The 16,857-nt window shown below is 66.3% G+C and carries 17 protein-coding genes; 7 read left to right on the top strand and 10 right to left on the bottom strand.

The features are described from left to right. Positions 1–1,162: type I restriction endonuclease (locus ACX12L_RS17585; protein WP_459263747.1), on the top strand; the 1,162-nt coding region annotated here is incomplete at its 5' end. On the opposite strand, the gene ACX12L_RS17580 is transcribed toward ACX12L_RS17585, so the two are convergent. Next, positions 1,159–1,970, bottom strand: a protein-coding gene (locus tag ACX12L_RS17580) for an IS5 family transposase (protein ID WP_168727780.1) whose coding sequence is annotated in 2 segments (ribosomal slippage) — positions 1,159–1,640 and positions 1,640–1,970 — 813 coding nt in all. Because the reading frame shifts where the segments join, the coding sequence is not laid out codon by codon here. The genes ACX12L_RS17585 and ACX12L_RS17580 overlap by 4 nt on opposite strands. 128 nt (positions 1,971–2,098) lie before the next feature. Between ACX12L_RS17580 and ACX12L_RS17575 the strand changes: the two genes are divergently transcribed. The 6 genes from ACX12L_RS17575 (at position 2,099) to ACX12L_RS17550 (ending at position 6,410) form a co-directional block, all read left to right on the top strand. Further along, on the top strand, positions 2,099–2,260 hold the full coding sequence (locus tag ACX12L_RS17575) for a hypothetical protein (protein ID WP_217354757.1): 162 nt from the start codon (positions 2,099–2,101) through the stop codon (positions 2,258–2,260). Positions 2,261–2,267: 7 nt separating this feature from the next. Then, positions 2,268–3,092, top strand: coding sequence for a hypothetical protein (locus ACX12L_RS17570; RefSeq protein ID WP_168727942.1), 825 nt, complete (start codon positions 2,268–2,270; stop codon positions 3,090–3,092). 20 nt (positions 3,093–3,112) lie between these two features. Beyond that, the gene (locus ACX12L_RS17565; protein ID WP_168727941.1) at positions 3,113–3,793 is read left to right on the top strand and encodes a M48 family metallopeptidase; all 681 of its coding nucleotides are present in this window, start codon (positions 3,113–3,115) and stop codon (positions 3,791–3,793) included. A gap of 909 nt (positions 3,794–4,702) precedes the next feature. After that, a complete protein-coding gene (gene cysM, locus ACX12L_RS17560) occupies positions 4,703–5,608 on the top strand; it encodes a cysteine synthase CysM (protein WP_459263746.1) in 906 nt (301 codons plus the stop codon). A gap of 5 nt (positions 5,609–5,613) precedes the next feature. Then, positions 5,614–6,177, top strand: coding sequence for an NUDIX domain-containing protein (locus ACX12L_RS17555; protein ID WP_459263745.1), 564 nt, complete (start codon positions 5,614–5,616; stop codon positions 6,175–6,177). A gap of 5 nt (positions 6,178–6,182) precedes the next feature. Then, a complete protein-coding gene (locus ACX12L_RS17550; protein WP_459263744.1) occupies positions 6,183–6,410 on the top strand; it encodes a sulfurtransferase TusA family protein in 228 nt (75 codons plus the stop codon). A gap of 85 nt (positions 6,411–6,495) precedes the next feature. Here the strand turns inward: ACX12L_RS17550 and galU are convergent, their stop codons facing one another. The 9 genes from galU to ACX12L_RS17505 all read right to left on the bottom strand — a co-directional run bounded on the left by galU (position 6,496) and on the right by ACX12L_RS17505 (position 16,837). Continuing rightward, on the bottom strand, positions 6,496–7,380 hold the full coding sequence (gene galU / locus ACX12L_RS17545) for a UTP--glucose-1-phosphate uridylyltransferase GalU (RefSeq protein WP_459263743.1): 885 nt from the start codon (positions 7,378–7,380) through the stop codon (positions 6,496–6,498). Between the two features lie 106 nt (positions 7,381–7,486). Next, entirely contained in the window at positions 7,487–10,357 is a 2,871-nt protein-coding gene (locus ACX12L_RS17540; protein ID WP_459263742.1) for a valine--tRNA ligase, read from the bottom strand. 141 nt (positions 10,358–10,498) lie between these two features. Beyond that, a complete protein-coding gene (locus tag ACX12L_RS17535; protein WP_459263741.1) occupies positions 10,499–11,101 on the bottom strand; it encodes a VOC family protein in 603 nt (200 codons plus the stop codon). 58 nt (positions 11,102–11,159) lie between these two features. Continuing rightward, positions 11,160–11,762, bottom strand: a complete 603-nt coding sequence (locus tag ACX12L_RS17530) for a hypothetical protein (RefSeq protein ID WP_459263740.1) — start codon at positions 11,760–11,762, stop codon at positions 11,160–11,162. Next, the gene (locus ACX12L_RS17525) at positions 11,762–12,397 is read right to left on the bottom strand and encodes an SCO family protein (RefSeq protein ID WP_459263739.1); all 636 of its coding nucleotides are present in this window, start codon (positions 12,395–12,397) and stop codon (positions 11,762–11,764) included. The genes ACX12L_RS17530 and ACX12L_RS17525 overlap by 1 nt, the downstream gene beginning before the upstream one ends. Positions 12,398–12,404: 7 nt before the next feature. After that, positions 12,405–12,995: a c-type cytochrome gene (locus tag ACX12L_RS17520; RefSeq protein WP_459263738.1), complete on the bottom strand. Its 591-nt coding sequence runs from the start codon at positions 12,993–12,995 to the stop codon at positions 12,405–12,407. 13 nt (positions 12,996–13,008) lie between these two features. Beyond that, on the bottom strand, positions 13,009–13,656 hold the full coding sequence (locus tag ACX12L_RS17515) for a cbb3-type cytochrome c oxidase subunit II (protein WP_459263737.1): 648 nt from the start codon (positions 13,654–13,656) through the stop codon (positions 13,009–13,011). Continuing rightward, the gene (locus ACX12L_RS17510; protein WP_459263736.1) at positions 13,646–15,301 is read right to left on the bottom strand and encodes a cbb3-type cytochrome c oxidase subunit I; all 1,656 of its coding nucleotides are present in this window, start codon (positions 15,299–15,301) and stop codon (positions 13,646–13,648) included. Before ACX12L_RS17510 ends, ACX12L_RS17515 begins: the two co-directional genes overlap by 11 nt. A gap of 246 nt (positions 15,302–15,547) precedes the next feature. Then, positions 15,548–16,837: a heme biosynthesis HemY N-terminal domain-containing protein gene (locus ACX12L_RS17505; protein ID WP_459263735.1), complete on the bottom strand. Its 1,290-nt coding sequence runs from the start codon at positions 16,835–16,837 to the stop codon at positions 15,548–15,550. Positions 16,838–16,857 lie beyond the last annotated feature (20 nt).

Raw genomic sequence — 16,857 nt, 5'->3', positions numbered from 1 at the left:
ATTGACCCCGAAGGAGAACGCCATGAATCCCGCCCCTGAACTTGGGCCCCAGCTCAAGCAGCTGCGCCTGTCCGGCATCCTGGACTCGCTCGAAGCCCGCAACCGAGAGGCCATCCACAGCAAGCTGCCGATGTTCTTCCAGTCGTTTGACCCCGACGACGAGAGAGCCACAGTCAAAGTACTGGAGGCGCTCTCGCGATACGAGAACGTTGGGGACCTACCAGAGCAGACTCTTAAGAAAATTCTCGCCAACCAGGCTTTAAGAGGAAAGTTGCGTGACGTAGACGCTTCTAACGATGAGGCTATCGCGCTAATTCGAGAAGAGCTTCTGGCTGAGCATCGCGATGCGCTGGCGCAGCTTGAGTCGACTCGACGCGCTCTGCAGGGCACCCAGGAGACTCTATCCACCGAACGCCGTACTCGGTTGGAGTCTCAAGCCGAGCTTGATGCCAAAACGAGGGCGGTGCAAGACGCTGAGGCGAAGGCCGCTGCCGCCGAGCAAGTTACCGATAACGACCTCGAGGGTGTCTATCAGCTTGTCGCTGGTGCCAAGGGAACTCTAGTTGAGGCCAACAAGGCAGTCTATGAGCTGCTCAGCAAGGGGGTTCCAGTCGACCGAGAAACGGCTACCGGTAAGGAGTCGGTGACCGTCAAGCTCATCGATTTCGACAACCCTACGGCGAACTCCTTCCACGCTATCAACCAGTTCCGGATTGACACCCCTGGCCAAGTCAAGGACCACATTCGACCGGACGTGACGCTTTTCATCAACGGCTTGCCAATTGTGGTCATTGAGGCCAAGGAGGCGAATGAGTTCACCAGCGTCCCCTTGCAGGAAGGCAAGACACAGCTGATGCGCTACGCCGAGCGTCGACCGGCCGATACCAAGGGTGGAAAGCTCGAAGGCGAAGAACGCCTCTTCCACACCAACCTATTCCTGGTGGCAACCACAGGCACCGAGGCGGTCTACGGCTCTATCACGACCGACCCTGACGACTTCCAGAAGTGGAAGTCCATCATGCCGGCCAAGTACGCCCAGTTCCAGACGCCACTGGGCGGGCCAGCGCGGGAGCAAGAGGTTTTAGTCCAGGGCATGTTCCCGAAAGAGACCTTGGTCGACCTCCTGCAAAACTTTGTACTGTTTACCACTAAGAGCGGCTAACAAAACGCGGGAAGCGACCGCAGGCAGATGACGCAACAAGCCAGGGAGAGCAACGCGACATGAATGTCGATGCGACGCTCGAAGCGATTACGCAGCTTGCCGAATGCGGCCAGCCAGGCGTGCGTGCGCTCTACGACCCAGCGATGAGCTCCGAGTCGGTCGTTGCGCTCGATACCTCTGCGGGCAATACGGTCCTTGATGCCCCGACGCTTGAGATGGGCGCGACAGCGCGCAAAGTCGTAGCCCTTGTCCGCGTGCAGTTTGCCGGGCCAGCGACGCGGCCTGCCGCGCTTGCCTGCAATCGCAGGCAGGGCATCAATCAACTCGTTGAACACCACCGAGTCATGACGATTGGCCCCGGTGACGCAGAACATCATCGGGATGCCCTGGCCATCCGTGACGAGGTGACGTTTGCTGCCAAGTTTTCCCCGGTCCGTAGGGTTCGGGCCTGTGTGCGAGCCCCCCGGGGGCTGGGCACGCTGGCCCCGTCCATGCTGAAGCGACTGAAGTCCAGCTTGTCGACGTTGCGCAGCTCATCGAGCAGCGCCAGATGCAGGCCATGCCACACACCTGCCGCCTGCCAATCGCGCAGTCGCCGCCAGCAGGTCATGCCGCTGCCAAAGCCCAGTTCCTGCGGCAGTTCCTCCCATGGGATGCCCGTGCGCAGCACGAACAGGACTCCGTTCAGGGCCATCTCATCGCTTACCCGAGGGCGACCGCCCTTGGCCGACGGCACGAATGCCGGCAGCAGCGGCTCGATCTTCTTGAACAGTGCCGCGCTGATTTCCTTGTTCTTGTTTCGACCCATGCATCACCAAACGCACATCACGCGATTGTCGATGACAGGGTTGTGTTAGCCGCTCTAAGGGCGACTCCCTTGTCAAGGTGGTCCCGCGATACCAGCAATATCGAGCCATCCTGAAATCGCTCGAGCGCATGCGCACAGGTAGTGGTGCAGACCGCGGAGGCGTCATCTGGCACACCCAAGGCTCCGGCAAGTCGGGGGCTGGCTGCGTTTTTCCGGCAACACAAGGTCGAGCAAATCTACGACTGGGCCGCCCAAAAACTGTCCGCAGAAGACGACTACATCGTTTTTGAGCTGCTGATGGACGTCATCGCCGACCCGAAGCAGCGTGAGACGTTCAACGTCTTGCTGACGCTGTTCCTGCAAGCACTCAACACCGTCATGCCTGACCCACGAGCGGTGCAGTACGAATTTCCGGCCAAACGTTTGGCTTGGCTCAAAGCGCAAGCGCGGGAACGCTTCAAAGACGCGACTCTGGACCTGGGGTCCGCCGGTGAAAAAGTCAAACGCCTCGTCAACGAGCACCTGGTAGGCCTGGGCATTGACCTGAAAGTCCCGCCCGTTGAGCTGCTCCAGGCGAATTTCACCAAGAAGGTGGAACAAGAGCGCTCGGGACGTGCCAAGGCATCCCAGATGGAGCATGCCTTGCGCAAGCACATCACCGTGCATCTTGACGAAGACCCTGGTTTTTATGGCCCGCTGTCCGAAAAGCTTGAAGCGGTCATTAAGAAGTACAAAGACAACTGGGACGAGCAAGCCAAGCAGCTCAGCCTGCTCGTGGATGAAGCCAAGACCAAAAAGCCGACGGCCGAAGACGGGGTTACCGCGAAAGCATCGCCCTTTTACCGCGCGCTTGTCGTAAAAGTTCCCGATGGAACCAAGCTGACCGCAGCGGAAACAGCCAACCTCAAGTCCCTCTGCAACGACTTGGTCCCTCTTTTTATCGAAGAGCTCCAGGCGCCAGGGTTCTGGAACAACCCTGTAAAAGTGAGTGGCCTGCAGGGTGAGGTGACCAACCGACTCCTGTACACAGGTGTCGATATCGCGCTCTCCAATGCGGAGCCCTGGGCACGAGACCTGGTCATGCTGGCCAAGGCACGTACCAACGACTTGCTGGCTCCGTAAGACGGCAGACAATCGGGGCCATGCCGGAATCGCCGATTTCTTTCACTGTTGAGCGCTCAAACCGCAAAACCATCGGGCTCTATGTTGAGCGAGATGGTTCTGTGCTTGTTCGCGCGCCCCTGACGGAAGCACTTGAGCGCATCAAGGCCGTGGTTGATGCCAAGCAGAAGTGGATTTATCGAGCACAGGCCAGGTGGGCTGCGCTCAATCCCCTGCAGCCTGGTCGTGAGTTCGTTTCCGGGGAAACGGTATATCTGCTAGGGCAGCCTCATCGCTTGGATTTTCGAGCGGAGGCGGGTCGAGGGGTGCAAAAAGAGGGGGACCTTCTTGTGATGCGACGTGCCGATAGGGCACAGGCCGAGGAACTGCTTAAAAGCTACTTCCGGACGGAGGGCTTGAAGAAGCTTCCCAAGCTTGTCCAACAGCACGCCCAGCGCATGGGTCTTTCACCTGGGACTGTGAGGGTTCAAGAGCTCGGGCATCGCTGGGGCTCATGCTCCGCTAAGGGGAACCTCAATTTCAACTGGAAAGCCATGGCTGCCCCGGTAGAGGTGCTTCGCTACCTGGTAGTCCACGAGCTCGCCCACCTGCGTCACAAAAATCATTCGTCTCAGTTCTGGCACGTGGTCGAGACTGAGATGCCCGACTGGGCTAGACATGCCGAATGGCTCACCGAACACGGAGCCGAGATGGTTCTGTAGTCGACCCGCAAGGTGACAGCGCGTCTATTGAACGCACGAGGTCCAAACCGTTTGCAGAAAGTACCTGAATTGGGTGCTATTTGCGAACGGTTTGTGCTTTTGGGATTCGTCTGGCCCGGTTGCAGGGGGGTGCCCGGGGACAGGGCACGCGGCACAACCCCATTTTGCGGACGAGTAGCGACGCCCTGTGTAATTTTCCTGGCGACCATCAGAAAGTCAGCGTAAGTTATTGATTTTATTGTGTTTTGGTCATCTGCGTATTAACACCCGCCAAGAACGAAAAAGCCACCCCTGCGTGAACAGGGGTGGCTTCCGAATTGGTGCCCGAGGCCGGAATCGAACCGGCACGCCTTGCGGCGGGGGATTTTCTTCCCACTTCGGCTTTCGCCGCCGCCGTCTCCGAAGAAACGGCGTTCGTGGGCTGGAGCACGCCTTCACCATAGCCTTTCGGCCGTAGGTGCCCGCCGTCTGCTCTCTACACCTTCCGAGGAACCTTTCGGCTCCAGGGCTTGGCTCGGTATTAGCTCGGACTTGCGTCCAGGGCCTTCGCCGAGTTTGACGGGCTTCACCTCTGGGGTTTCCCCCGGAGGGCTCAAATTTGGTCTGAGTCCCCTGCGTCTACCAATTTCACCACTCGGGCATGACGCACGATGCTACTTCAACTACCTACTCCTCACTGGGAGCCAGCTTGCATCGTCCTGGCTCCTAGTTGGCTCCTGGCTCGAAATGCGGGCATCCCGATCAAGAAGCGATTTATCACTCAATCCCTTGTCCCATGCAGCTTGGCAGGCAGTGGCCTCAAACAAGACCTACGTAGAAGTCCCTATTTTTGAGTCCCCTGCGTCTACCAATTTCACCACCCGGGCGACGCAAAAAACGAAGTCGTAAATTATGGCACAGTAGCGTCGTATGAAAACCTATCCCACCATTGAAGACGCCATCGGGCGCACGCCTCTGGTCGCATTGCAGCGCATCGGGGCGCAGGGCAACGCGGCGCGCGGCAATGTCATCCTGGGCAAGCTGGAAGGTAACAATCCCGCGGGTTCGGTCAAGGACAGGCCGGCCGTGTCGATGATCCGGCGCGCCGAGGAGCGCGGCGAGATCAGGCCCGGCGATACGCTGATCGAGGCCACCTCGGGCAACACCGGCATCGCGCTGGCGATGGCCGCGGCCATCAGGGGCTACCGCATGGTGCTGATCATGCCCGAGGACCTGTCGGTGGAGCGCGCCCAGACCATGAAGGCCTTCGGCGCCGAGCTCATCCTCACGCCCAAGAGCGGGGGCATGGAATATGCGCGCGACCTGGCCGAGCAGATGGTCGCGCAGGGCAAGGGCGTGGTGCTGGACCAGTTCGCCAACCCCGACAACCCGCGCATCCACTACGAGACCACGGGCCCCGAGATCTGGGAGCAGACCGAGGGGCGCGTCACGCACTTCGTGAGCGCCATGGGCACCACGGGCACGATCACCGGCGTGTCGCGCTTCCTGCGCGAGAAGAACCCGGGCGTGCGCATCATCGGCGCGCAGCCCTGCGAGGGATCGCGCATCCCGGGCATCCGCAAGTGGCCCGAGGAGTACCAGCCCAGGATCTACGACCCGCAGATGGTGGACGAGCTGGTGCTGGTGCACCAGGACGACGCCGAGGACATGGCCCGGCGCCTGGCGCGCGAGGAGGGTATCTTCGGCGGTATCTCCGCGGCCGGCGCGTGCTGGGTGGCGCAGCGGATCGCGGAGCGCGAGCAGAACGCAACGATCGTCTTCGTGGTCTGCGACCGGGGCGACCGCTACCTGTCCACCGGTGTCTTCCCCGCCTGACCGCCATGCGCTACGAAACCCGCTTCTGCACCCACTGCGCCACGCCGCTCGAATTCATCACGCTGCTGGAAGACAGCGGCGACAAGGAGCGCCTGCGCTGCGCCGCCTGCGGCTGGACGCACTGGAACAACCCTACGCCGGTGCTGGCCGCCATCGTGGAGGTCGATGGCCGCGTGCTGCTGGCGCGCAACGCGCTGTGGCCGCCCAAGATGTTCGCGCTGATCACTGGCTTCATGGAGGCGGGCGAGTCGCCCGAGGAGGGCATCGCGCGCGAGGTCAAGGAGGAGACCAACCTCGACGCGCGCGCCGTCAGGCTCGTGGGCGCGTACGAGTTCCTGCGCATGAACCAGGTCATCATCGCCTACCACGTGCAGGCGGAGGGCGAGGTGCGCCTGTCGCCCGAGCTGGTGGACCACCGTTTCTATGAACTGGGCGAGCTCAAGTGCTGGCCCGCCGGCACGGGCTATGCGCTGGCCGACTGGCTGCGCTCGCGCGGGCATGAGCCGGTGTTCTTCACGGACGAGGAAAACGCGGAGCGCCGCCGCGGGCTGGACGCGCCGAAGGATTAGCAAGCATGGACATCCACAAGGAAATCGACACCCGGGGCCTGAACTGCCCCCTGCCCATCCTCAAGGCCAAGAAGGCCCTGGCCGACATGGAAAGCGGCCAGCTGCTCAGGGTGGTGGCCACCGACAGCGGCTCGCTGCGCGACTTCCAGGCGTTCGCCAAGCAGACGGGCAACGAGCTGGTGGAGCAGCAGACCGTGGGCGACGAGTACATCCACGTGCTGCGCCGGCGCTGAGCATCGGATAGGCCTCCGGCGCCTGCTGAGCAAGCGCTGGCAGCTATCGAAACAATGGCGCGATGCGATGCGCCGCGGGCGGGCGTTACAGCGCCAGTGAGCGCAGGTAGTCGCGGAACTGCGCGCCCACCTGCGGGTGCTTCAGGGCAAGCTCGACCGTGGCCTCCAGGAAGCCTTCCTTGCTACCGCAATCGTAGCGCTTGCCGCTGTATTGGTAAGCGTAGACGGTCTCCTGCTGCATCAGGCGCGCGATGGCGTCGGTAAGCTGGATCTCGCCGCCCACGCCGCGCGGCTGGTTGCGGATCTCCTCGAAGATGCGCGGGGTGAGCACGTAGCGGCCGGCCACGCCCATGCGCGAGGGGGCGACCTCGGGCGCGGGCTTCTCCACGATCTCGTCCACGCGCATCAGGGCGCCGCCTGCCGCCTCGCCCTTCACGATGCCGTAGCGGCGCGTGTGCTCCTGCGGCACCTCCTGCACGGCCAGCAGGGAGCGGCCCTGTTTGGCGAACGCGGCGGTCATCTGCGCCATCACGCCGGGGCCGCCGTTCTCGCCGACCATCAGGTCGTCGGCCAACAGCACGGCGAAGGGCTCGTCGCCGACCAGGGGCTCGGCACACAGCACGGCGTGGCCCAGGCCCAGGCTGCGCGGCTGGCGCACGAACAGGCAGTTCATGTCCGCGGGGGCGATGCTGCGCACCAGTTCCAGCATTTCCTTCTTGCCGGCCTGCTCCAGCTCGTTCTCGAGCTCGTAGGCGGTGTCGAAATGGTCCTCGATGGCGCGCTTGCTGCGGCCGGTGACGAACACCATGTCGCGTATCCCCGCCTCGTAGGCTTCTTCCACGGCGTACTGGATCAGCGGCTTGTCCACCACGGGCAGCATTTCCTTGGGGCTGGCCTTGGTGGCGGGCAAGAAGCGCGTGCCCAGGCCGGCGACGGGAAAGACGGCCTTGCGGATGGGGGTGGTGGTCATGGTCGCTCCGGATAAGTGAGTGCTTTGCGCTTGTCCAGCAAGGGTTTCAGATGGTTTTCATGCTGAAAACGTTTACTGGCGGGCGGGATCAGCTATTTCTTTGATATCAACCCAGGCGGGCGAGTTGCTCCTGGATGCGCGCAAGCGTGGCGCCGAAGTCGGCCACGCGCTTTTGCTCCTGCTCGATGACGGCGGGCGGCGCCTTGGCGACGAAGGCCTCGTTGCCCAGTTTGCCATTGGCCTTGGCGATCTCGCCCGAGAGGCGCGCGGCTTCCTTGGACAGGCGGGCCTTTTCGGCGGCCGCGTCGATCTCGACGAACAGCGCCAGGCGGGCGCTGCCGATCACGTTCACGGGCGCGGTCTGCGCGGCCTGGGCCCAGGCGGCCGCGTCGTCGAACACCTTGACCTCGCTGAGCTTGGCCAGGTTTTGCAGCACGGCCGCGTTGGCGCGCAGGAAGGCGGCGTCCTCGGCCGTGTCGGCCACGGCCAGCAGCGGCAGGCGCTGGGCGGGGGATACGCCCATCTCGCCGCGCAGCGTGCGGCAGGCGTCCACCATCTGCTGCAGGCGGGCCACGTAGGCTTCGGCCGCCTCGTCGATCTTGGCGGGCTGGGCCTGCGGGTAGGCGGCAATCGCGATGGACGCGCCGGGCAGGCCGGCGGCGGGCGCCACCACCTGCCACAGCGCCTCGGTCACGAAGGGGACGATGGGGTGGGCCAGGCGCAGGATGGCTTCGAGCACGCGGATCAGCGTGCGGCGCGTGGCGCGCTGCTTCGCCTCGTCGCCGGTCTGGATCTGCACCTTGGCGATCTCCAGGTACCAGTCGCAGAACGCGTTCCAGACGAAGTCGTAGATCTGGTTGGCGACGTTGTCCAGGCGGTATTCGGCGAAGCCCCTGGCGACCTCGGCCTCCACCTTCTGCAGGCGCGAGACGATCCAGCGGTCGGCCTGGCTGAAGTGCAGGTAGCTCTCGGTGCAGCCCTGGCTGGCGTCCAGCCCGCAGTCGAAGCCCTCGCAGTTCATCAGCACGAAGCGGCTGGCGTTCCACAGCTTGTTGCAGAAGTTGCGGTAGCCCTCGCAGCGCTTGCTGTCGAAGTTGATGCTGCGGCCCAGGCTGGCGAGCGCCGCGAAGGTGAAGCGCAGCGCGTCGGCGCCGTAGGCGGGGATGCCTTCGGGGAATTCCTTTTGCGTGTTCTTGCGTACGGTGGGGGCCGTCTCGGGGCGGCGCAGGCCCTGGGTGCGTTTGTCCAGCAGGGGCTCCAGCGCGATGCCGTCGATCAGGTCCACCGGGTCGAGCACGTTGCCCTCGGACTTGCTCATCTTCTTGCCGTGCGCGTCCAGTACCAGGCCGTGGATGTAGACATGCCTGAACGGCACGCGGCCCGTGAAGTGCGTGGTCATCATGATCATCCGGGCGACCCAGAAGAAGATGATGTCGTAGCCCGTGACCAGCACGGAGGAGGGCAGGTAGAGGTTGTAGTCGTCGGTGGCGCTGTCCGTCTGCGCCGGCCAGCCCATGGTGCTGAAGGGCACCAGCGCCGACGAGTACCAGGTGTCGAGCACGTCCTCGTCGCGCCTGAGCGGCCTGCCCGGCGCCTGGGCCTGCGCCTCGGCCTCGTTGCGCGCCACGTACACGTTGCCGTCCTCGTCGTACCAGGCGGGGATCTGGTGGCCCCACCAGAGCTGGCGGCTGATGCACCAGTCCTGGATGTTGTTCATCCACTGGTTGTAGGTGTTGACCCAGTTCTCGGGCACGAAGCGCACCTGGCCGCCGGCGACCGCGTCGATGGCCTTCTGCGCGATGCTCTTGCCCGTGGCGTCGCCCTGGCCCACCTTGTTCATGGCCACGAACCACTGGTCGGTCAGCATGGGTTCGATGACCTGGCCGGTGCGCGTGCAGATCGGCACCATCAGCTTGTGCTTCTTGGTCTCGACCAGCAGGCCCAGCGCCTCCAGGTCGGCCACGACGGCCTTGCGCGCGGCGAAGCGGTCCATGCCGCGGTATTTCTGCGGGGCGTTGTCGTTGATGGTGGCCGCGAGCGTCAGCACGCAAATCATCGGCAATTGGTGGCGCTGGCCCACGGCGTAGTCGTTCTGGTCGTGCGCGGGCGTGACCTTGACCACGCCGGTGCCGAATTCCTTGTCCACGTAGGCGTCGGCGATCACCGGGATCTCGCGGTCGCACAGCGGCAGCTTCACGCTCTTGCCAACCAGGTGCCGGTAGCGCTCGTCCTCGGGGTGCACCATCACGGCCACGTCGCCCAGCATGGTCTCGGGCCGCGTGGTGGCCACGACGAGCTGGCCCGAACCGTCGGCGAGCGGGTAGGCGATGTGCCAGAGCGAGCCGTCCTTCTCCTCGTTCTCCACCTCCAGGTCGGACACGGCGGACTGCAGCTTGGGGTCCCAGTTCACCAGGCGCTTGCCGCGGTAGATCAGGCCCTGCTCATAGAGCTTGACGAAGGTCTCGGTCACCACCTCGGAGAGCTTGCCGTCCATGGTGAAGTACTCGCGGCTCCAGTCCACGGTGTCGCCCAGGCGGCGCATCTGCGTGGTGATGGTGTTGCCCGACTGCTCCTTCCACTCCCAGACCTTGGCGACGAAGTCCTTGCGCCCCAGGTCGTGGCGGCTCACGCCCTGCTCCTGCAGCTGGCGCTCCACCACGATCTGCGTGGCGATGCCGGCATGGTCCGTGCCCGGAATCCAGGCGGTGTTGCACCCCAGCATGCGGTGGTAGCGCGTCAGGCTGTCCATGATCGTCTGGTTGAACGCATGGCCCATGTGCAGCGTGCCGGTCACGTTGGGCGGGGGCAGCTGGATGGCGAAGGCGGGCGCGCCGGCGTCGGCCTGGCCCGTGCCGCGCACCCCGGCGCGGCCGTAGCCGCGCTTCTCCCACTCGGGGCCCCAATGCGCCTCCAGCGCGGCGGGTTCGAAGGACTTGGACAGGGATTGCAGGCCGGGTTGTGCAGGGGTGTTGCTCATGGCAATGAAAAACGGCATCCCGTGGGATGCCGTCATAGGCAATGGTTCGGAGGATGGGGGGATTTTATTCCGTTACTGCCGTGCTTCATGTTTAGGAGCTGCCGGCGCTTGCCAGTAATGCGGTAAGGCCGCTTTTGATGATCATGCGGGCGGCACGAACTCCGGCCGGTCGTTGTGCTGGGGCTTGAGGGGCTGGCCGGCGTGGCCCGCTGCGCGCTCCTTGCGCCACTGCTGCTTGCGCGCCGTCCATTCGTCCAGGCGGGCATGGGCGCCGGTGCTCTCGCGCGCCATCTGCGCCGCATCGGCCACCTGGGCCGCCAGTTCCAGGCGGATGCCGTTGGGGTCGAAGAAATAGATGCTCTTGAAGATATGGTGGTCCGTCACGCCCAGCACGCCGATGCCGTGCGCCTGCAGGCGGGCCTTGGTGTCCTCCAGCTCCTGCACCGTGTCGACGCGGAAGGCGATGTGGTTCACCCACTGCGGCGTGTTGGGCGAGGGCTCGGGCGCCACGTCGTCGCCCAGGTCGAAGAAGGCGATGAACGAGCCGTCCCGCAGCCGGAAGAAGAAGTGCGTGTAGGGGCAGTATTCGCCCGTGCTGGGCACGTAGTCGCTCTGGATGATGTGGTAGAGCGGCAGGCCCAGGATGTCCTCGTAGAAGTGGCGCGTCTCCTCTGCATCGCGGCAGCGGTACGCGTAGTGGTGCAGCTGCTGGACGGCGGCGGGCGGGGGCAGGGTGGTGGTCATATGCGCCTCCTTGGGGTAGGGTGCGATATTGTACTATCCGTAACTGATTTACGTTTGGTTAATCGAGACCCGCCAGCCGCGCATCCTCGCGCCGCACCAGCCGCCAGGCCGCATGCGCGAGCCAGGCCATGGCCAGCAGGGCCGCCACGGCGATGAGCCAGCGGCCCAGGCGCTCCTGGTCGTCGAGCAGATAGGCGTTGCACAGGCGCAGGGGCGAGTCGATGTAGAGCTGTCCCACGACGACCATCATGGGCAGCTGCATGCCCAGGAAGAAGCACTGCACCACCAGCCCCGCCGGCCGCCAGGACAGGCGCAGCAGCGTGCCCGCGAGCAGCAGCGCGGCGCATTTGGCGGCCTCCGTGCCCGCGTCCTGCAGCGCCAGGTCGAGCACGCGCGGCACCATGAGCACCGACAGCGCCACGCCCACGCCCACCAGCCCGGCGATGCCGTGGGCGTTCCAGCGCGCGATGCCGCCGCGCGCGCGCGGCGGCAGGGCGGCGGCAAGCAGGGTGCCGGCCAGCATCCACAGCGGGAACTGCAGCAGCATGTGGCGCCACATGCTCGCCTCCAGCCAGTGGCGCAGAGGGAGGCTGGCCAGCAGCGCGGCCAGCAGCAGGCCGGCCAGGCCCTGGCGCGCGGGCGTGCACCAGGCGGGCGGCATCACCGCGGCCTCCGTGCCAGGTGGCGGGCGTAGTCCAGCGCCAGCTGCTGCTCGGCAATGTCGAAGATGCGCACCATGCGGCCCCGGGCGTCGAACACCAGCAGCGCGGCGTTGTGCTCGTAGTCGCCCCGGCCGTCGGGCACGACGACCACGCCCAGGCGGCGCAGCAATGCCTGCTGCTGCGCGCCGTCCGGCACGCGCACGAAGCGCCACAGGGCCGGGTCGGCGCGCAGGCCATGGGCATAGGCCTGCAGCGCGGCAGGGCCGTCGCGCGCGCCGTCGAAGCTGATGGACAGCAGCCGCACGCCCGATGCCTCGCCCTTCGCCCGGTCGGCCTGCAGGGCGGCCTGCAGCTGCTGGAAGCTGCTGCCCAGCGACAGGCACACGGTCTCGCAGTGGGTGTAGAAGAAGTCGACCACCGTGGCGCCGCCACCTGCGGCCAGCAGCGCGGGCAGGTCGGGCGCCGCCACCCCCGGGCCCTGCACGGCCACGGGCGGCGCTTGGACGGGGCGCAGCGCCACCTCCAGGCGGCGCGCGCCCTCGTCGGTCCAGACCTGGAAGTCGCAGGTCAGCCAGCGCGCCGCTGCAAGGCCGCAGAGCACCAGCGCGGCGCTCAGCAGGGCGGTGCGCAGCATGGCGGGTTCATTGAAGGGCCTTGAGCGCCGCCTCTCCCTCGAATGGCGTGGTGCGGCTGCCGTCCTTGCGCTCCTTGGCGAACAGCTCGGGCTGCACGGCATCGGCCTTGTTGGACCAGCTGCCGCGGATGAAGCTGGCGATGCCCGCGAGCTCGGCGTCGCCGAGCTGCTGGAAGCTGGGCATGGCGCCCTGGTACTTGGTGCCCTTGACGGTGAGCTCGCCCGTGACGCCGTGCAGCAGGATGTTGGCGAGCACGCGCGGCTCGCCCTGCACCCACTCCGAGCCGTCGAGCGGCGGGAACACCCCCGGCAGGCCCAGGCCCGTGGCCTGGTGGCAGGCGGCGCATTGCGCGGCGAACAGCGCCTTGCCGTCCACGGCCGCGCCCGGCGCCGCGGGCGCGGGGCCGGAGAGCTCGGCGCGGGTGCGCTGGTCGCCCCACTGGGAAAGATTCAGGGGTTCGGTGTACAGGATGTAGACCACCGCCCACAGCACCATGAAGACCGCCACCAGCAGGGCGGACAGCGGCATGGGCCGGATGGCTTCCTCGGGGTCTTCGTTTTCGCGCTGCTGGGCGCGCGTGGCCGGGTCTTGGCTCATCGTGGCGGTCCTTTCAGGAGGCGGACGCCGGCTTGCCGGCCGGCGGCGCGGAGGATGTCTTGGCGCCCGCGGCTTCGTGCGGCTCGGGCGGCAGGACCGGGTACTCGCGCTTGAGCGACAGCAGGTACTTCACCAGGTCCAGCATCTCGGGCTTGGCCACCACCACCTTGCCTGCGGGCGCGGTGCCCGGCGGCAGGTTGAGCGCCTCCTCGCCCGGCTCGGCCTTGTCCTTGACCTCGAACAGATAGGGGTAGGGCGGCATGATCGAGCCCGGCACGTAGGCGCGCGGCTGGTACAGGTGGCCCAGGTGCCAGTCCTTGCTGGGCTGGCGCACGCCGATGTTCAGCAGGTCCGGCCCGGTGCGCATGCTGCCCAGCAGGTGCGGCTTGTCGTACACGTAGTCGCCCGGCACCGAGGCGCGGCCCCAGCCGCGCTTGGCGTCGGGCGCGAAGCTCTCCGAGCGCGGCTGCTGGCTGTGGCAGTACACGCAGCCGTTGGCGATGTAGACCGAGCGCCCGCGCAGTTCGGCGCTGGTGTAGGGCTTGAGCCCCTCGGGCGGCTTGACGTCGCGCACCTGGATATAGGGCAGGATGACCAGCGCCGAGACGGCGATGGCGAAGGTCACCATGGTGCCGGCGGCGAGTTTGACTTCATTCTCCATGGGCGAGCTCCCTGGCCTTGGGTTGTGTCGAGAACAGCGCGGCGCCGGCGCGGTCCGGGCCGAAGCGCAGCGCCATGGCCAGGAAGTGGCCGACGAAGACCAGGTGGCTCGCCACCATCAGCGCGCCGCCCACGCTGCGCCACTGCAGCCACGGAATGGTCACGGCCACAGAGTCCATGAACGGCCGGGACGCATCGAGCATGGCCAGGCCCTGCAGCCAGCCGCCATAGGTCAGGCCGCCGAAGTAGATCAGGATGCCCGCGGCCGCGAGCCAGAAATGCCAGGAGATCAGCCGGGGGAAGGGCCATTCCCAATGCAGGATGCGCGGCATCATGAAATAGATGGCGCCGAACAGCACCATGGTGACGAAGCCGTAGGCACCCAGGTGCGCGTGGGCCACGGTGAAGTGCGTGAAGTGCGTCACCGCCTGCACCGAGCGCAGCGCCTCGAACGAGCCCTGCAGCGACGACAGCAGGTACATGAGGCCGCCGAACATCATGAAGCGCAGCGTGGGCGAATAGGCCCCCAGGCGCATGCGCCCCTTCATCGTCAGCCCCATGTTGATGGAGAACGCCAGCACCGGGATGATCATCATCATGCTCTGCACGATGGACAGCGTGACGAGCCAGCCCGGCACCGGCCCGCCAACGAGGTGGTGGCCGCCCACCTGGGCGTAGAAGAAGGCCAGCGTCCAGAAGCCCAGGATGGACAGGTTGTACGAGCGGATCGGCCGCGCGATGATCTTGGGCAGGAAGTAGTAGATCGCGCCCACGGCTACGGGCGTGAACCACAGGCCCAGCACGTTGTGGCCGTACCACCAGTTCATGGCCGCCTGCTGCACGCCGAAGTGCACGCCCGGCGTCTTGCCGACGATGAACAGCATGGTGATCCACAGCAGGCCGGCCGTGTGGTACCAGGTCGTCACGTACAGAGATTCCGACTTGCGGTTCACCAGGGTGTAGAGCACCGGGCCGATGATGCAGACCATGCCCGCGGCGAAGAAGATGCCGATCTGCCATGGCATTTCCAGGTACTCCAGGCCGTCCGTCCAGCCCGCGCCGATGGCGCCTATGCCGCTGGCGATCGCCACGTTGACCAGCGCGCCGCCCATCATGATCCACATCGGCCCGATCAGCGGCGTGCGCAGCAGGCGCGGCATCAGCCAGATGATGACGCCCAGCTCGGCGTTGGTGATCCAGCCGTAGAGCACGGCCGTCAGGTGCACGGTGCGGATGCGGCCGAAGGTCATCCATGCCTCGCTCACCAGCCAGTCGGGCCAGTGCAGCTTGAGCGACGCCGTCAGGCCCGCGATGCCGCCGAACAGCAGCCACATGCAGGCGAAGGCGATGAACATGAAGACGGGAAAGGCGCTGGAGCGGTCGGCGTCGATCCGGTCTTCGATCTCCCGGGCGTCGGGAAGGTGGGCGGAGTCGCCGGGCTCGGCGGCCGCGGCCTGCAAGCGCTTCTGCCCGGCCCGGCCCAGCGCCGGATCGTCGATGTGCCCGATCTCGCCCGAGGCGAAGATCGCGGATGCGGCTTTGGGGTTCTCGACCAGCAGACCCTTGCGCAGCGACCAGATGAAGCCGAACAGGCCGATGATCGACAACAGGAAGGCGCCCAGCAGGCTCAGGATGGCACTGTCCATCGGTGTTTCCTTTCTTCTCTGGTGCACGTGCCGCGCCCTTGCGGGTTGATGTGGCGCAGAAGTTCCGGTGCGACCCTGTGTTATGAGCGTAGGGCGCGAATCTTAAGATTCATTTTTGATTCTTGTTTATTTGCGTGCAAACCCATGCCGGGAATGGTGTTACCGGCTCCCTTGCGCGCTCCGGGAGCGATGGGCGTGCCGGAGCGTGGCGCTGTCGCCCGCCGAGGGGGGAGGGGAGAGCCTTCGTCAGTCCGCCGCGCGCTGCAGGGCGGACTGCTGCCAGGCGTGCGCGGCGGCCGCGCCGTCGCCGCGCTGCCCGGCGAGTTCCGCCAGGTGGCGCCAGGCGCTGGCGCGCAGCGGCGCGTCGCGCAGCTGCTGCGCCGCCTGCGTGAACAGGTGCTGGGCCTTGCCCCACAGCTCGCGCTGCATGCAGGCCACGGCCGAGAGGTATTGCAGGCGCGCATCGCGCGGGTTCGCCTGCTGCGCGGCCTCGATGCGCGCGAGCCAGCCCGCGTCCATCCCTTCGAGGCTGGCCTCCAGCGCCTGCACCACCTTCAGCGCCTGCTGGTCGGGCAGGGCGGGCTGGGCCGGATCGACCATGCGCTCCCACACGGGCAGCAGCCAGGCGCGCACCTGCGCCGCCTCGCCGCCGAGCCGCGACAGGCGCTGCGCGGCCTGCACGGCGATCTCGGGCATGGCGCGCTCGGCGCTCTCCAGGCCGAGCCAGATGCGCTGCAGCTGGGACGGGTCGTGGGCGCCGTTGATGAGCTCCACGGCCAGGCCGCGCACGATGCTCTCGGCCGCGGCCGGCGAGAACGCGCGGTGCTTGCCCAGCAGGCGCGCGGTCTCCAGGGCCTGCTCCGTCATGTGCGACAGGCGCGTGGCCTTGAGCCGGGCGCGCAGCGCCAGCGTGCGGCGCGCCGTGCCGGCGGGCAGGGCGGACAGGCGCTCCAGCGCGGTGCTCGCGTCGCGCTCGTCCAGCGACCAGCGCGCGGCGCGCAGCTGCGCGCCCTCGCGCAGCTCCAGCATGGAGGCGGGCCCGCGCTCCGGGATGCTGTCCAGGGCCTGCTGCAGGTGCGATTCGCGCGTGCCGCGGTCCTGCAGCGCGTGCGAACTCTCCGCCGCCACCAGATGGGCCAGCGTGCGCAGCTGGCGTCCGTGGGGCAGGCCGTGCTGGGCATCCTCGAGCGCTTTTTCCTGGTCGATCGCCGATTCGGCCGCCTTGCGCGCGCGCAGGAAGCGCCCCGCCAGCATCTGCGACAGGGCGTCGAGCAGCGCGCCATGCATGGCGCGCTCCTTCTGCTGCAGGCGCCAGCGCCGGGCCTGCAGGGGCAGCTGCAGCAGCGCCGACAGCCCGCGCAGCGCCGCATAGAGCAGGGTGAAGCCGCCCACCAGCACCACCACCACCAGGTTGAGCGAGAGGTCGACGCGGTAGGGGGGCCAGAACACGGTGACCGTGCCCTGGTTGTTGCCTGTGAACAGCGCCAGCACGACGGCCGCGCCGAACAGTGCCAGGAACCAGAGTGCTGCGCGCATGGTGGGTGTCCGTCCTGAGG

The organism is Alicycliphilus sp. T452 (genome assembly GCF_054512775.1).
Note: the sequence above shows the minus strand (reverse complement) of the source record. Positions and strands in the feature narration are given on the sequence as shown.

Coding starts and splice junctions, on each gene's coding strand:
- ACX12L_RS17510 (WP_459263736.1), bottom strand. CDS start 15,301: ATGGACAGTGCCATCCTGAGCCTGCTGGGCGCCTTCCTGTTGTCGATC.
- ACX12L_RS17570 (WP_168727942.1), top strand. CDS start 2,268: ATGGACGTCATCGCCGACCCGAAGCAGCGTGAGACGTTCAACGTCTTG.
- ACX12L_RS17575 (WP_217354757.1), top strand. CDS start 2,099: ATGCGCACAGGTAGTGGTGCAGACCGCGGAGGCGTCATCTGGCACACC.
- ACX12L_RS17505 (WP_459263735.1), bottom strand. CDS start 16,837: ATGCGCGCAGCACTCTGGTTCCTGGCACTGTTCGGCGCGGCCGTCGTG.
- ACX12L_RS17540 (WP_459263742.1), bottom strand. CDS start 10,357: ATGAGCAACACCCCTGCACAACCCGGCCTGCAATCCCTGTCCAAGTCC.
- galU (WP_459263743.1), bottom strand. CDS start 7,380: ATGACCACCACCCCCATCCGCAAGGCCGTCTTTCCCGTCGCCGGCCTG.
- ACX12L_RS17535 (WP_459263741.1), bottom strand. CDS start 11,101: ATGACCACCACCCTGCCCCCGCCCGCCGCCGTCCAGCAGCTGCACCAC.
- ACX12L_RS17515 (WP_459263737.1), bottom strand. CDS start 13,656: ATGGAGAATGAAGTCAAACTCGCCGCCGGCACCATGGTGACCTTCGCC.
- ACX12L_RS17550 (WP_459263744.1), top strand. CDS start 6,183: ATGGACATCCACAAGGAAATCGACACCCGGGGCCTGAACTGCCCCCTG.
- ACX12L_RS17520 (WP_459263738.1), bottom strand. CDS start 12,995: ATGAGCCAAGACCCGGCCACGCGCGCCCAGCAGCGCGAAAACGAAGAC.
- ACX12L_RS17565 (WP_168727941.1), top strand. CDS start 3,113: ATGCCGGAATCGCCGATTTCTTTCACTGTTGAGCGCTCAAACCGCAAA.
- ACX12L_RS17525 (WP_459263739.1), bottom strand. CDS start 12,397: ATGCTGCGCACCGCCCTGCTGAGCGCCGCGCTGGTGCTCTGCGGCCTT.
- cysM (WP_459263746.1), top strand. CDS start 4,703: ATGAAAACCTATCCCACCATTGAAGACGCCATCGGGCGCACGCCTCTG.
- ACX12L_RS17530 (WP_459263740.1), bottom strand. CDS start 11,762: ATGCCGCCCGCCTGGTGCACGCCCGCGCGCCAGGGCCTGGCCGGCCTG.
- ACX12L_RS17555 (WP_459263745.1), top strand. CDS start 5,614: ATGCGCTACGAAACCCGCTTCTGCACCCACTGCGCCACGCCGCTCGAA.